Annotated in this window: 12 protein-coding genes and 1 pseudogene; 5 read left to right on the forward strand and 8 right to left on the reverse strand. The window is 65.0% G+C overall.

Annotation, left to right across the window (positions count from 1 at the left end; translation table 11 throughout):
* Nucleotides 1-29: 29 nt before the first annotated feature.
* The 7 genes and pseudogenes from A6B35_RS06715 to A6B35_RS06745 all read right to left on the reverse strand — a co-directional run bounded on the left by A6B35_RS06715 (nt 30) and on the right by A6B35_RS06745 (nt 7015).
* Nucleotides 30-1043 carry an ABC transporter ATP-binding protein gene (locus tag A6B35_RS06715; protein WP_006206909.1) on the reverse strand — a complete coding sequence of 338 codons (1014 nt, stop codon included), beginning with the start codon at nt 1041-1043 and terminating at the stop codon, nt 30-32.
* The gene (locus A6B35_RS06720; RefSeq protein WP_006206908.1) at nt 1036-2148 is read right to left on the reverse strand and encodes an ABC transporter ATP-binding protein; all 1113 of its coding nucleotides are present in this window, start codon (nt 2146-2148) and stop codon (nt 1036-1038) included. The genes A6B35_RS06715 and A6B35_RS06720 overlap by 8 nt, the downstream gene beginning before the upstream one ends.
* A gap of 3 nt (nt 2149-2151) precedes the next feature.
* The gene (locus A6B35_RS06725) at nt 2152-2355 is read right to left on the reverse strand and encodes a hypothetical protein (RefSeq protein ID WP_006206907.1); all 204 of its coding nucleotides are present in this window, start codon (nt 2353-2355) and stop codon (nt 2152-2154) included.
* A gap of 271 nt (nt 2356-2626) precedes the next feature.
* On the reverse strand, nt 2627-3577 hold the full coding sequence (locus tag A6B35_RS06730; protein WP_006206906.1) for a carbohydrate ABC transporter permease: 951 nt from the start codon (nt 3575-3577) through the stop codon (nt 2627-2629).
* Complete coding sequence (locus tag A6B35_RS06735) at nt 3574-4521, reverse strand: carbohydrate ABC transporter permease (RefSeq protein WP_006206905.1); 948 nt, start codon at nt 4519-4521, stop codon at nt 3574-3576. The genes A6B35_RS06730 and A6B35_RS06735 overlap by 4 nt, the downstream gene beginning before the upstream one ends.
* Before the next feature lie 218 nt (nt 4522-4739).
* Complete coding sequence (locus A6B35_RS06740; protein WP_006206904.1) at nt 4740-6071, reverse strand: ABC transporter substrate-binding protein; 1332 nt, start codon at nt 6069-6071, stop codon at nt 4740-4742.
* 255 nt (nt 6072-6326) lie between these two features.
* A pseudogene (locus A6B35_RS06745) lies at nt 6327-7015 on the reverse strand (PIG-L deacetylase family protein).
* 25 nt (nt 7016-7040) lie between these two features.
* Here A6B35_RS06745 and A6B35_RS06750 point away from each other — a divergent pair.
* The 5 genes from A6B35_RS06750 to nhaA all read left to right on the forward strand — a co-directional run bounded on the left by A6B35_RS06750 (nt 7041) and on the right by nhaA (nt 13830).
* Complete coding sequence (locus A6B35_RS06750) at nt 7041-7931, forward strand: DMT family transporter (protein WP_040584360.1); 891 nt, start codon at nt 7041-7043, stop codon at nt 7929-7931.
* An 82-nt stretch (nt 7932-8013) separates the two neighbouring features.
* Nucleotides 8014-10476 carry an ATP-dependent helicase HrpB gene (hrpB, locus tag A6B35_RS06755; RefSeq protein ID WP_006206900.1) on the forward strand — a complete coding sequence of 821 codons (2463 nt, stop codon included), beginning with the start codon at nt 8014-8016 and terminating at the stop codon, nt 10474-10476.
* 55 nt (nt 10477-10531) lie between these two features.
* On the forward strand, nt 10532-11854 hold the full coding sequence (locus A6B35_RS06760) for an ActS/PrrB/RegB family redox-sensitive histidine kinase (RefSeq protein ID WP_006206899.1): 1323 nt from the start codon (nt 10532-10534) through the stop codon (nt 11852-11854).
* Nucleotides 11855-11974: 120 nt separating this feature from the next.
* Nucleotides 11975-12538: an ActR/PrrA/RegA family redox response regulator transcription factor gene (locus tag A6B35_RS06765; RefSeq protein ID WP_040584356.1), complete on the forward strand. Its 564-nt coding sequence runs from the start codon at nt 11975-11977 to the stop codon at nt 12536-12538.
* Nucleotides 12539-12630: 92 nt separating this feature from the next.
* The gene (nhaA, locus tag A6B35_RS06770) at nt 12631-13830 is read left to right on the forward strand and encodes a Na+/H+ antiporter NhaA (RefSeq protein WP_040584359.1); all 1200 of its coding nucleotides are present in this window, start codon (nt 12631-12633) and stop codon (nt 13828-13830) included.
* Here the strand turns inward: nhaA and A6B35_RS06775 are convergent.
* The gene (locus A6B35_RS06775; protein WP_040584354.1) at nt 13827-14861 is read right to left on the reverse strand and encodes an RNA polymerase subunit sigma-70; all 1035 of its coding nucleotides are present in this window, start codon (nt 14859-14861) and stop codon (nt 13827-13829) included. The two genes, nhaA and A6B35_RS06775, sit on opposite strands and share 4 nt — an antisense overlap.
* Nucleotides 14862-14896: the final 35 nt, after the last annotated feature.

A 14896-nucleotide genomic window follows, 5' to 3' on the forward strand; every position in this document is an offset into this window, starting at 1 on the left:
GGGTCCGGATGGAGTACACATCGAGCCGCTCACATCAGCCTCTGCCCGTCCGCGCCGAAATAGAGCGGCGCGCGGTAGCGGATCGTGACCTTGTCACCCTTTTCGAGAGCCGTATCGGGGTCGGTCAGCGTGACCAGTTTCTTGGCCCCGACCGTCACATGCAGATGGTTCTGGTCGCCCAGATGCTCGACCCAGTCGACGATGCCGTCGGCATGGCCATTCGCCGCCTTGTCGATCGAAAGATGCTCGGTGCGCGCGCCGATGGTCTGGGTTCCGGCCGGCGCACCGCCGTCGGGCAGCAGCCCCACCGGCAAAAGATTGATCGCCGGCTGGCCGAGCCGTGCCGCGACATGAAGGTTTGCCGGCTCCGAATAGATTTCACGCGGCGTGCCGATCTGCGCCAGCACGCCGTCGGCGAGGATACCGATGCGGTCGGCCATGGTCATCGCCTCTATCTGGTCGTGCGTGACATAGAGCATGGTGGCGCCGAGCTCGGCCTGGATGCGCTTCAGCTCGAGCCGGAGATCGCCGCGCAGCTTGGCGTCGAGCGACGACAGCGGCTCGTCCATCAGGTAGATCGCGGGCTTGCGCACCAGCGCCCGGCCGATGGCGACGCGCTGCATTTCGCCGCCCGACAGTTTCGTCGAACGGTTGGAGAGCTTGTGGTGGATGCGCACCATCTTTGCCACGTCCTCGACACGGCGGCGGATCTGGTCTTCCGGCATCTTTCGCGCCGGCGAACGCAGCGGGAAGGCCAGGTTGTCGTAGACCGACAGGTGCGGGTAGAGCGAGTATTGCTGGAAAACGAAGGCGGTGTCGCGCTCGGCCGGCGACAGCGCCGTGGCATTGTGGCCGCCGATGTGGATCGTGCCGGCATCCGGCCGCTCCAGCCCGGCGATCAGCCTGAGCGTCGTCGTCTTGCCGGCGCCGGTCGGCCCGAGCAGCACGACGAATTCGCCGTCGGCGATGTGCAGGTCGAGACCGCTGACGGCGACCTGCTCGCCGAAGCTTTTGCTGACGTTTCTGATGTGCACGTCAGCCATGCTGTGCTCTCCCCTGGGAGGCCGAGTCATGGATCGCGGTTCTGACCGCGCGTCCTGACCCTTTGTCGAACAGCGACAGCCGCGCGCTGTTCAGCGAAAGGCCGACATGATCGCCCGCGGCGAGCCGGATTTCGGCCGGCACCCGTGCCTTGATGATGCCGTCCGCCGTCTCCACCGCGACAATCTGCGTGGTGCCGAGATATTCGGTGCCGTAGATGGCGCCGCGCAGCTTTGAGGCATCGTCGAAGCGGATGTGCTCCGGCCTGATGCCGAGCGCCATGTCGCTAGGTGCGATATCCTCACGCACCTCCGGCACCGCCACCTTGGCGCCTTGCACGACGATCTCCTTCGCACCCTTTGCCAGTCCACCGCCAAATCGCAAGAAATTCATAGGAGGCGAGCCGATGAAATCGGCGACGAACATGGTTGCGGGACGGTCGTAGATCTCGCGCGGCGTGCCGAACTGCTCGATGACGCCGTGGTTCATCACCGCGATCTTGTCGGCCATCGACATGGCTTCCATCTGGTCGTGCGTGACATAGACTGTGGTGGCGTGGATGCGGTTGTGCAGTTCGCGCAGCTCATGGACCATGAGATCGCGGAATTCGGTGTCCAAAGTACCGAGCGGCTCGTCCATCAGGAAGCATTTCGGCCGCCGCACGATGGCGCGGCCGAGCGCCACGCGCTGGCGGTCGCCGCCGGCAAGGCCGGAGACGGATTTGTTGAGCAGATGGTCGATGCGCAGCAGCTTCGCCGTCTCTTCCACCCGTTGGCGGATTTCGGCTGAAGGCATTCCCTGCGCCAGCAGCGGAAAGCCGATGTTCTTGCGCACATTCATGTGCGGATAGAGCGCGAACAGCTGGAACACGAAGGCGATGTCGCGCTCCCGCGCCCGGCGCATGGTGACGTCCTCGCCGCCAAGCAGGATGTTGCCGCCGGTCGGTAGTTCCAGCCCGGCGATCATGCGCAATGTCGTTGTCTTGCCGCAGCCCGACGGTCCGAGCATGACGAAGAACTCGCCATCCTCGACGACGAAGCTGGAATCCTGCACGGCGACGAAATCGCCAAAGGCCTTTCTCAAATTCTGGACGCGGATTTCGGCCATCGTCTACTCCGGGAACTTCGAGACGACGATGAACATCGCCGTGCCGAAAAGCATGGTGATGAAGGAATAGGTGTACAGCGACAGCGCGAAGGGCTGGAACAGCATCAGGAAGCCGATGGCGATGATCACTGTCGCTATGTTTTCCATCAGCCCGCGCCGGGCCCAACGCGGCCAAGAGGAGCGCTTGGAGACAACAGGGCGGTTCATGCGGCACTCCCTTCCTTCTCCCCGTTCAAGGGGAGAGATGGTTGCCAGGTGGTTCCCCCACTCCGTCGCTGCTTAGCAGCGCCACCTCTCCCCCCTCCGGAGGGAGAGGAAGGGAGCCTGGCTGAGTGAAGTGCGCGCCCTTCCTCTACCCCGTCGATCGGGGGAGAGGTGTCGAGCGAAGCTCGACGGAGTGGGGGTCGACCTGGCGCGGCGCGAGACCATGCATGCGCCTGCTTGCCATGCACGCTATCGCTTCTTATTCCCACACTAATCATTTGCGCACCGCGCCGAAGGTGATGCCGCGCAGCAATTGCTTGCGGAGCAGGATGGTGAAGACCAGGATCGGCACCAGGAAGATCGTCGTGCCGGCCGCCACCGCCGGCCAGTCCTGGCCGCCTTCGCCGATAATGGTCGGGATGAAGGGCGGCGCGGTCTGCGCCGTGCCGGACGTCAAGAGCGCTGCGAAGGCATACTCGTTCCAGGCGAAGATCAGGCAGAAGATGGCGGTCGCCGCGATGCCGGTGGTCGCTTGCGGCAAAACCGTGCGCCAGAAGGCCTGCAGCCGCGTATAGCCGTCGATCATCGCCGCTTCTTCATATTCGCGCGGGATCTCGTCGATGAAGCCCTTTAAGAGCCACACCGCGAGCGAGACGTTGACCGCCGTGTAGAGCAGGATCATGCCGAGCGCGGTGTCGGAGAGGCCAAGCTCGCGGTACATCAGGTAGATCGGAATGGCGACCGCGATCGGCGGCATCATGCGCGTCGACAGGATGAAGAACAGAAGGTCGTCGGCCAAGGGCACCTTGAAGCGCGAGAAGCCGTAGGCCGACAGTGTGCCGAGGAACACCGCGCAGAAGGTCGAGCCGAAGGCGATGATCAGCGAATTGACGAAGCGCGGCAGGAAGTTCGATGGGCCGGCGATCACCATATTGCGCTTGCGCACCGTCTCGTCGCAAAAGCCGGTCGCCGGTCCAAGCGAGTTGATGTATTCCGGCGTCTGCCTCGTGCGCGTCGTGAACAAATTGCAGTAGCCCTCGATGCTCAGCTGGAACACGACCTTCGGCGGATAGGCGATCGAGTCCGGCGGCGTCTTGAAGCTGGTGGCAAAGATCCACAGCAGCGGCACGATCGAGATCAGCGCATAGGCGACGATGATCGTGCCGGCGATGAGCTTTGCGTTTGCCGAAGGGGCGACGACGGAATGGGCTGTGGTCAGGCTCATCTCTGCTTCACCTTGTTCAGCGCCTTGACGTAGATGTTGGCCAGCCCGAACACCGCGACGAACAGGATGATGGCGAAGGCCGACGAATAGCCGGTGCGCCAGCTCTCAAAAGCCTGTCGCTTCAGTGTGATCGAGGCGACCTCGGTCGTCGAGCCCGGCCCGCCGCCGGTCAAGAGATTGACCATGTCGAACATCTTGAAATTCTCGATGCCGCGAAACAGCACCGCCAGCATGATGAAGGGCAGGGCCATCGGCAGCGTGATCGACCAGAACTGCCGCCAGTTGGAGGCGCGGTCGACCTCGGCCGCCTCATAAATGTATTCGGGGATCGAGCGCAGGCCGGCGAGGCAGATCAGCATCACGTAGGGGGTCCACATCCAGGTGTCGACGATGATGATCGACCATGGCGCCAGAGAGACGTTGGAGAGCATCTGGATGTCCGTCGGCGGAATGCCCGACACGAACGAGATGGCATAGGCGAACAGGCCGATCTGCGGCTCGTAGAGGAAGCGCCAGAAATTGCCGACCACCGCCGGCGACAGCATCATCGGCACCAGGATGATGGTCGTCCAGAAAGCGTGGCCGCGGAATTTGCGGTCAATCAGCCAGGCCAGCGTGAAGCCGATCAGCGTTTGCAGCAGGATGGTCCAGAACACGAAATGCGCCGTCGTCTGCATGGCGATCCAGATGTCCTGGTCGCCGAGGATGCGCTTGTAATTGGAGAGACCCAGATTCTTCACCACTTCGTTCGGCCGGTTGGCCCGGTAGTTGGTGAAGGACAGATAGATCGCCCAGAACAGCGGGAAGATGTTGATGGCGAGCAACAGAAGGATCGTCGGCGAGATGAACAGCCAGGCGAGGCCCTTGTCGCTGATGCCCCGGACCCGGCGGGCCAACGGCTCAGGCGTGGCCCGGGCAACGCTGTCCGCAGTCCGATTGAGCATGGTGAGTCCTGCTTCGGTCACTTTACGTCTCGACAATGGAATTTATCTGAACTGCGTCCCGTGCCAAGGGCGGCACGGGACCGAGAGCATGATGCCGAAAAGTGTGAACCGGTTTGCGGACGACATCATGCTCACTCTCTCTTTGGTCCGGAGCGGATGATTTCAGGTCTATTCGACCCGAAATCATCCGCTCTGGGGTCGAGCTCGGGAGGAGCCGTTCACATCTTGCCGTCGTCCTGGAAGACCTGCGTCCAGTCCTTGACCAGGCCGTCAAGCGCGTCCTTGGCCGAACCCTGGCCGGCGACGACATAGTCGTGGAAGCGCTTCTGCGAGGCCTGCAGCAGCGGCGCGTAGCTCGGCTCGGCCCAGAAGTCCTTCACGATGGCCATCGAGTCGAGGAAGGTCTGCGCATAGGGCTGGCTGGCCGGGAAGTTCGGGTCTTTCACGACCGCGTTGAGGCAGGAAAAGCCGCCAAGCGACCACCACTTGGCCTGCACGTCCTTGTTGGCGAACCACTTGATGTATTTCAGCGCCGATTCCTGCTTGTCGGAATAGGAGACAACCGAGATGCCCTGGCCGCCGAGCTGGGCGAACTGGTCGCCGTCGGGGCCTTTGGGATTGGCGAAATAGCCGATCTTGTCGCCACCGACATTCTCGTCCTTCTGCAGGCCCGGCCAGGTGAAGGCGAAGTTCATGTGCATCGCCACCTGCCCGGATTTGAAGGCATCGACGCCTTCGCCCATGTAGCTATTGGAAGCGCCGGGCGGGGTGCAGCAGTCATAGAGCGCCTTGTAGAACTCCAGCCCCTTCACCGATTTCTCGGAATTGACGAAGCCGTCCATCTCGTAGGGCTTTTCGGGGTTCTCGTATTTGAAGCCGAAGCTGTAGAGCACGTCCATGGCGCCCATGGTGATGCCTTCCGAGCCGCGCTCGGTATAGATCGACGCGCCATAGACCGTCTTGCCGTCGATCTCACGCTTCTGGAAAAACTCGGCGATCTGCTTCAGCTGGTCGAAGGTCGTCGGAGCGGCGAGATCCCAGCCATACTTCTCCTTGAATTCCTTCTGCAGCTCCGGCTTGGAGAACCAGTCCTTGCGGTAGGTCCAGCCGACGACGTCGCCCATTGCCGGCAGCGCCCAGTAGTTCGGCGAATTCTTCGGCCATTCCGAATAGCCGACCACGGTCGCCGGCACGAAGTCGTCCATGCTGATCTTCTCCTTGTCGAAGAAGTCGTTCAGCTTGACGTAGTGGCCGTTCTCGGCCGCGCCGCCGATCCACTGGCTGTCGCCGATGATCAGGTCGCACAGCTTGCCCTTCGAATTGAGCTCGTTGAGGAAGCGGTCGGCGTAGTTGGTCCACGGCACGAATTCGAACTTCATGCCGATGCCGGATTCCTTGGTAAAATCCTTGGACAGTTCCACAAGCGCGTTGGCCGGGTCCCAGGCTGCCCAGCAAAGCGTCAGGTCTTCCGCATGCGCGACGTTCGAGACGGCTGTCGACGCAAGCATCGCCGAGGCCAGACCCAACGTCAGTTTCAAGGTCGATTTCATGCCTTCCTCCCATTTGCGAAACACGTCCGGATGACGGTTTCAAGAGCCCGCTAACCCCTCTCCTCAGGGGCCCAAACATGGCGGCGCGGTGGCGCGGCGGATGTTTAGTAATTTGTTTAGTAATGCCATCTTTACTAAACAAGGCAAGCGAATTCGTCGCTGCATCGCAGCATGATTTGCGAAGACCTTGAGCTGGCTAAGAAAATTTCGGGAGGATCGTGGCTGTCTGGGTGCCCGGCGTGCCGGCAGCCGGCTTTACCTGACCGTTATCGTGCTGACCGTGACCGGTCGGATCGCCGGCGCCGGCGGCAGCAAGGCGCGGATGTCGGCGAAGGGGAACACCGGTTCGAAGCGGAACGCTTCGGCGAGCGCGCCTGGCGCGCCATTGCACTGGCCGGCGCGAAATTCGTTCTGCACGCGCGCCGCGTCGACGAAGCGCTCGGGATCCTGCGAGCGATGCGCCCGGATCGCTCGCGCCTTGATGTCGGCATGGGCTGTTATCTCAACGCAATGCGTCGGCAAAAGCCGGTACCGCCAAGCGTGTCGGCATGCAGCACCGGCACGGTGAAGGACGCTGCGATGCGCACTCCGTCCGACAACGCGCGGTGGTCGCCGTGATAGTCATTCGGCGCATGGGTGATGACGAGATCCGGCTTCACCTCACCGATCAGCGCCTTCAGCGCCGCGATCAGGGCGGCGTCGGCGACGAGCGCACCATCAGGAAAGTCGAGGAAGCGTGGGACAACACCGAGCAGCCTTGCCGCTTCCGTCGCCTCCTCGCGACGCACGCGGGCAAGCGTTGCCGGGTCGCCGCGCCCGCCTTTGGCGCCGTCCGTGGCTATGGCGAAAGTCGGCTCTGCGCCTTGCGTGGCATAGGCGGCCATCGTACCGAACATGAAGATCTCGATATCGTCCGGATGCGCGCCGAGCGCCAATACCTTCACTTTACTCTCCGCGGAAATGAACAACGTGCCGAACGGAATCCTGCTCGCCCTGATCGCCTACGCAAGCTATTCGTGCAACGACGCCGTTGTCAAAAGCCTGGGCGGGCAGTTCACCATCTTCGAGATCGGCTTCTTCTCGACACTGTTTTCCGGCTGTTTCCTGCTCTTCACCCGGCCGAACGGCGAACGCTGGCGTGACTTCTGGCGCACCAAGCGGCCCTGGGCGGTGCAGGCGCGCGCCTGGGCCGGCATCGCGTCGGGCGTGCTCAGCGTCTATGCCTTCACCACCATCCCGCTAGCCGAAGCCTATGCGCTGATCTTCCTGGCACCGCTCTGCGTCACCATCCTTTCAACCGTCGTGCTCAAGGAGAAGGTCGGCCCCTGGCGCTGGCTGGCGGTGGTCGCCGGCTTTGCCGGCGTCATGCTGGTTGTCAGGCCGGGTTTTCGCGAGCTGCATCTCGGGCACCTCGCGGCTTTCGGCGTAGCCTTCCTCGCCGCCGCCAGCGTCATCCTGATGCGCTCGCTTGCCCAGCAGGAGAAGCGCACGACCATGCTCGGCGTGCTGATCGGCTACGGCCTGGTCTTCAACGGCATCGGTGCTGCCGCCACCTCGTTCACGCTGCCCGACGCCCGGCAGCTGGTATGGTTTGTCATCTCGGGCGCCTTCACCTCCTGCGGACAGTTGCTGCAGCTGCTTGCGGTCAAATACGCACCCGCCAACCGGATCGCGCCGACGCATTATTCGCAGATCGTCTGGGCGGTGATCCTCGGCGCACTGTTCTTCCAGGAATATCCCGATGCCCTGTCGCTGGTCGGCCTCGCCGTCGTCGGCGGTTCCGGCCTGCTGACCATGGTGCGTGAGGAGGTGCGCCTGGGCACGGTGCGCTGGAACCCGTTTTCGCGGACCCGGCTTTGAGCCCGCCGCGATGGTCCGGTTGCGCGGCGGCTGCTGTCGCTGGTATGCGAGCGCAGCGGACTGGCTGTTTATCCCGAGGACAATGAGCAAGAGAACCCTGCCGGAACTTCCGGTCTCCGCCGTGCTGCCGGCGCTCGGCGAAGCGCTGGCAAAGCAGAGCAGCGCCGTGCTGGTGGCGCCGCCGGGCGCCGGCAAGACGACGCTGGTGCCGCTGGCGCTGCTCGACGCGCCATGGCTGGGTGCAGGCAAGATCGTGCTGCTCGAGCCACGCCGGCTCGCCGCCCGCGCCGCGGCCCGCCGCATGGCCGAGCTGATCGGCGAGGAACCCGGCGGTACGGTCGGCTATGCCATGCGCATGGAGAACCGCACATCGGCCCGAACGAAAATCCTCGTCGTCACTGAAGGCGTGCTCGCGCGCATGATCCTCGACGATCCGGAACTGCCGGATGTTTCGGCGGTGCTCTTCGACGAGTTCCACGAGCGCTCGCTCGACGGCGATTTCGGCCTGGCGCTGGCGCTTGACGTGCAGGGCGCGCTTAGGCCGGACCTGCGCCTGCTGGTGATGTCGGCAACGCTCGACGGCGCGCGCGTCGCCAGGCTGCTGTCGGGCGCTCCGGTGATCGAAAGCCAGGGCCGCGCCTTTCCCGTCGACATCCGCTACGACGAGCGGCCTGCCGGCGTCCCCATCGAGGACGCCATGGCCAGGGCGATCCGATCCGCACTAGCCGAGGAGAGTGGCAGCGTGCTCGCCTTCCTGCCCGGCCAGCGCGAGATCGAGCGCACCGCCGAGCGCCTGCACGACCGCGTCAGTGCCGACACCGATATCGTGCCGCTCTACGGCATGCTCGACAACCGGGCCCAGGATGCCGCCATCAAGCCGGCGCCTTCGGGTCGCCGCAAGGTGGTGCTGGCGACGTCGATCGCCGAAACCTCGATCACCATCGACGGCGTGCGCGTCGTCATCGATTCCGGCCTGTCGCGACTGCCACGCTACGAGCCGGCCAGCGGCCTGACGCGGCTGGAGACGCTGCGGGTCAGCCGCGCCTCCGCCGACCAGCGCGCCGGCCGCGCCGGACGCACGCAAGCCGGTGTCGCCATCCGGCTATGGCGGGCCGAGCAGACGGCGGCACTCCCCGCCTTCACCCCGCCGGAGATCCTCGAGGCGGATCTGTCCGGCCTGCTGCTCGATTGCGCCGCCTTCGGCGTCGCCGATCCGAAAAGCCTTTCCTTCCTCGATCCGCCGCCGGCGCCGGCGCTCAACGAGGCGAGGACGCTGCTCAGCGCACTGCACGCCATCGACGGGGCCGGGCGCCTGACCGATGCGGGCGCGGCGATGCGCAAGCTGGCACTGCCTGTGCGGCTCGCCCACATGGTCGCCGAAGCCGCAGGGAGCGGCCACGCCTTCGAGGCGGCGATGCTCGCCGTGCTGCTTACCGAGCGCGGTCTTGGCGGCGACGGCGCCGACCTCGAGCGGCGGCTAATGCGGTTTCGCACAGAGAAATCGCCGCGCGCCGTCGCGGCGCGGCAGCTTGCCGAGCGGCAGGCGAAACAGGCCGGCGGTGTGAGGAGCAATGAGCCGGCATCTGCAGGCGCCCTGCTCATCCACGCCTGGCCCGACCGTGTCGCCAAGGCGCGCGGCGAACGCGGCCGTTTCGTTCTGGCCAACGGTTCGGGCGCCATGCTCGACGCCGCCGATGCGCTGGCGGGCGAGACATGGCTGGTCGTCGCCGATCTGCAGGGCAAGGCGCAGAATGCCCGCATCAGCGCGGCAGCTCCGGTCGACGAGGCCGATATCCGTGCTGCTCTCGCCGACAGGATCGAGACCCGCCGCGAGACCAGCTTCGACCGCGACCGGCGTGCCGTGCGCGTGCGCGAGACGGCTCGGCTCGGCTCCATCACGCTTTCCGAGCGCATGCTGCCGGCGCCTTCGGGCACCGACGCGGATCAGGCGATCCTCGATGCCTTGCGCGAGCATGGCCTGTCGGTGCTGGAATGGGGCAAGGAGGCCGAGACCCTGCGCCAACGGCTCGGCTGGCTGCACCGTGGCCTCGGCGCGCCCTGGCCCGACGTTTCCGACACAGCATTGATCGACCGGCTCGACAACTGGCTGCTGCCGTTCCTCACCGGCGCGGCGTCTTTTGCCGCCATCAATTCCAGTGCGCTTTCGGCCGGCCTGATGGCGCTGGTGCCGCATGATTTGCAGCGCCGGATCGATGCGCTGGCGCCGACCCATTTCGACGCGCCCTCAGGCAGCCACGTGCCGATCCGCTATGACGGCGAATGGCCGGTGCTGGCGATCCGCGTGCAGGAATTGTTAGGCCTCGACCGGCATCCGACGATCGCCAATGGCAGCGTGCCGCTGACGCTCGAACTGCTGTCGCCGGCGCACCGGCCGATCCAGACGACGCGCGACCTGCCCGGTTTCTGGCGTGGCTCCTGGGCCGATGTGCGCACTGACATGCGTGGCCGCTATCCCCGGCATGTTTGGCCGGAGAACCCGCTCGCCGCCGCAGCCACCAGCCGGGCAAAACCGCGCGGGACATGATGCATCCGGATAGAAACATCTACCGCTTGTCTTTTCCCGGCTATAATCCTTGGCCATGATCAAGATCCTCAACGCGCCCGATTTCCAGCAGAGCCAGCGGCTGCGACTCAACACACTGATCAGGCTGCGCTGGCTGGCCATCGTCGGCCAGAGCCTGACGGTGCTTCTCGTCGCCTACGGGCTGAAATTCCCGCTGCCGGTCAGCATGTGCTTCGCGCTGATCGCCTGCTCGGCCTGGATGAATTTGTGGCTGACCTTTCGCTATCCGGCGGCGCATCGGCTGACCCCGCTGTCGGCCTTTGTCATCCTGACCTTCGACAGCCTGCAGCTTGCCGGCCTGCTCTATATGACCGGCGGCCTGACCAATCCGTTTTCGGTGCTGATGACCGTGCCGGTCGTCATCTCGGCGGCGTCGCTGCCGCTGCGCCTCACAGCGGTGCTCGGCGCGCTGGTCATGGCGGCGGCGACCTTGCTGGTCTTCTTCCACCAGCCGCTGCCCTGGCACGAAGGCGCGCCCCTTGAGATGCCGTTCGTCTATGTCGCCGGCATCTGGATGGCGGTGTTCTCGTCCATCGCCTTCACCGCCATCTACGCCTTCCGCGTCGCCGAGGAAGCGCGCCTGCTCGCCAACGCGCTCGCCGCCACCGAACTGGTGCTGCAGCGCGAACAGCATCTTTCCGCTCTGGATGGTCTCGCCGCCGCCGCCGCGCATGAATTGGGCACGCCGCTTGCCACCATCGCCCTTGTCTCCAAGGAGATGGAAAAGGCGCTTGGCGAAGACGCCAAATACCTCGAGGACGTGACACTGCTGCGTTCGCAAAGCGAGCGCTGCCGCGAAATCCTCAAGCGCCTCACCAGCCTGTCCTCCGAGGGCGAGGCGCATCTGTCGCGCCTGCCGCTGACCTCGCTGGTAGAGGAGGTGACGGCGCCGCACCGCGATTTCGGCATTTCGATCAAGCTCCGGCCGGGCGAGCGCATCGGTGCCGAACCGGTCGGGCGGCGCAACCCGGGCGTCATCTACGGCCTCGGCAATCTGGTCGAGAACGCCGTCGACTTCGCCCGCAAGACCGTCACCGTCCGCTGGAGTTGGGACGACGAACACGTCTCCTTCTCGATCATCGACGATGGGCCGGGCTTCCCGCCTGAGATCATCGACCGCATCGGCGAGCCCTATATGTCGACGCGCCAGGGCACCGAGGCCGGCGGCGGCCTGGGGCTTGGGCTGTTTATCGCCAAGACCTTGCTCGAGCGCTCCGGCGCCACGCTCGATTTCCGCAATTCGAGCGGGCTGGGCGAGGGCGCCGTGGTGCATATCTCGTGGCCGCGCAGCGTCTTCCTCAATCCCGAATCGTCGTCGAGCATGTTCGACACCGCCTGAGATCGATGTCGCAACCTGCATAGTGGCCCTATCACCCCCGGTTTCAGGCGCTAAAAATTGGACAATAGTGCTGCGGAACTGTATCTGCGTAAAACTAAGGCAGCAGGATTTCTGGAAGCGATGAGCGGAGACGAAACGACTGGCGCAATGGTTGAAGGCGAGGACACCTCGCTGCTGATAGTCGATGACGACAAGCCGTTCCTGACGCGGCTTGCCCGCGCCATGGAAACCAGGGGCTTCGTGGTCGAGACGGCCGACAGCGTCGAGGAGGCGGTGACGAAAGCACGCGCCCATCCGCCGGCCTATGCGGTGGTCGACATGCGGCTCGGCGACGGCAACGGCCTCGACGTCGTCGCCGCCATCCGCGAGAAGCGCGACGATGCCCGCGCCGTCATCCTCACCGGCTATGGCAACATCGCCACCGCGGTGACGGCGGTGAAGCTCGGCGCCATCGACTATCTGTCGAAGCCGGCCGACGCCGACGACATCTTTGCCGCGCTGACCCGCACCTCGGGCGAACGCGCCGCACCACCGGAAAATCCGATGTCGGCCGACCGCGTTCGCTGGGAACACATCCAGCGCGTCTACGAAATGTGCGACCGCAACGTCTCGGAGACCGCGCGCCGGCTCAACATGCATCGCCGCACGCTGCAGCGGATTCTCGCCAAGCGCGCGCCGCGCTAACGTCCCGGCAGATGGACCGCTTGCCTCGCTGCCGAGGCTTGCGCATCATCTGAACCATGATTCCGGCCGGCAGGCGGCATGACGGAGGCGACATGCGGGACGACACAGCGCGGCCGGTTTCCATCTTTCGCGAATTCCTCGATGGCGAGGCGGCCGGCGGCATCATCCTGATGGGCGCCGCCGCACTGGCCCTCATCGTCGCCAATTCGCCGCTGTCCGAAACCTATTTTGCCGCCCTCCACGCCTATCTCGGGCCGCTTAGCGTCTCGCACTGGATCAATGACGGGCTGATGGCGGTGTTCTTCCTGCTGGTCGGGCTGGAGATCAAGCGCGAGATGCTGGACGGCCAGCTCTCGACCTGGCCGCGTCGCGTGCTGCCGGGCGTTGCGGCGGCCGGCGGCATGGTGGTTCCGGCGCTGGTCTATGTCGCCATCAACCGCGACAATGCCGCTGCCCTGTCCGGCTGGGCGATCCCGACCGCCACCGACATCGCGTTTGCCCTTGGTGTCTTGTCACTGCTCGGCAACCGCGTCCCGGCCTCGCTGAAAATCTTCCTCACCGCCTTGGCCATCATCGACGATCTCGGCGCCGTCATCATCATCGCGCTGTTCTATACAAGCGGCCTGTCGCTCGCCTATCTGGGCGCCGCCTTCGCGGTCATTGCGGTGCTCGCCGTGCTCAACCGCATGCGGGTGCTGACGCTGGTGCCCTATCTCGTGCTCGGTGTCGTCTTGTGGGTGCTGGTGCTGAAGTCGGGCGTGCACGCCACGCTCGCCGGCGTGGCCCTGGCGCTGACCATCCCGCTCGAACGTTCTCCCGGCATCAGCCACGACCTCGAGCACTCGCCGCTGCACCGGCTCGAACACGGCCTGCACAAGATCGTGCCGTTCGTCGTCATCCCGATCTTCGGCTTCGCCAATGCCGGCGTGTCGCTCGCCGGCGTCAGCCTTGCCGCACTGGTCGAGCCGTTGACGCTGGGGGTGGCCGCCGGCCTCGTCGCCGGCAAACTGGTCGGCGTCTTCGGCTCTTCGGCCTTAGCCATCCGGCTGGGCTTGGCCGACCTGCCGGCGAATGCCGGCTGGCTGCACCTGATTGGTATTTCGCTGCTCTGCGGCATAGGCTTCACCATGAGCCTGTTCATCGGCCTGCTCGCCTTCGCCAGCGATGTGGCGCTGCAGGACGCGGTCAAGGTCGGCATTCTTGCCGGCTCGCTGATCGGCGCGCTGCTTGGCGCCGCCGTGCTGCTGGTGGCGCCGGCGGCTGGCGAAGCCGATGGGGCGGACGAAGGCTAGGCTGGCGGCAGACCGAAGGCAGCAAACAATGAGGGGCCGAGCGGCGGCACATAGATCGTCAACGAGGCGATCTTCCCGTCGGCGGGCTCGATGACATGCAGAGAATGGGGCAGCCACGCAAGGTTCTGATGGCTGCGCGCGTAGACCGCGACCGCGGGCTGGCCATTGGCCCCGGTGGCCACCGCGCGATAGCCGGCAAAATTGCCCCAGACGGTCCCGAAAAAAGCCCGGATCGCCTTTCGCCCTCGGTACCATTCCCGCCATGGCGGCATGTGGTAGGTGGCGTCTTCGCGCAGCAGGTCGACGAGGCCGTCGAGGTTGTCCGCTTGCCAGGCCTGCATGTAGCGTTCGAGCAGCAGCCCCTCTTGCGGGTTGGGTTGCGATCGCTGCAGGGGACGCCCCCGAGGATAGCTCTGGCCAAGCGTTGCGCGAGCCCGCTGCAGGGCGCTGTTGATAGAAGCTGTCGAACCGCCCAGCAAGTGCGCCGTCTCGACCGCTGACCAGCCAAGCACGTCGCAAAGCAAAAGGGCGGCCCGCTGCCTGGGCGGCAGAAGCTGGATCGCCGCGACGAAAGCGAGTTGCACCGCTTGACGGGCCTCGTAGCGCGCGTCCGGACCCGGTTTGTCGTCGACCAGATCCGGAAGCTCGGCGTCCGGATAAGGCTCCAGCCAGGTGAGCTCGGCGGCCGGCCCGCCGGTCGCCCTCGAGTCAGAGGGCGGCCGTTCGGGCTCAAGGAGAATGCGATGCACACTCGACCTCGCCTTGATGGCATTGAGGCAGCTGTTGGTGGCGATCGCGTAGAGCCAGCCACGAAGCGAGCCCCGGCCTTCGAATTGCGACCTTGCGCGCCAGGCCTTGAGGAAGGTGTCCTGGACAAGGTCGTCCGCCTCGTGCAGCGAACCCATCATCCGATAGCAATGCAACTTGAGTTCGCGGCGATGGACCGCTGTCAGGCGCTCGAAGGCCAGCCGATCAAGGATCGGCTGGCCTGGCCGGCCCAAGGGCTCAACAGGGCCAGAAGCGTCTGTCATACGAAGCTGCGGTGCTGAAATCGGCTGACATCCTG

This window comes from Mesorhizobium amorphae CCNWGS0123 (assembly GCF_001686985.1).
In the GTDB taxonomy this organism is placed as follows: Bacteria; Pseudomonadota; Alphaproteobacteria; order Rhizobiales; family Rhizobiaceae; genus Mesorhizobium; species Mesorhizobium amorphae.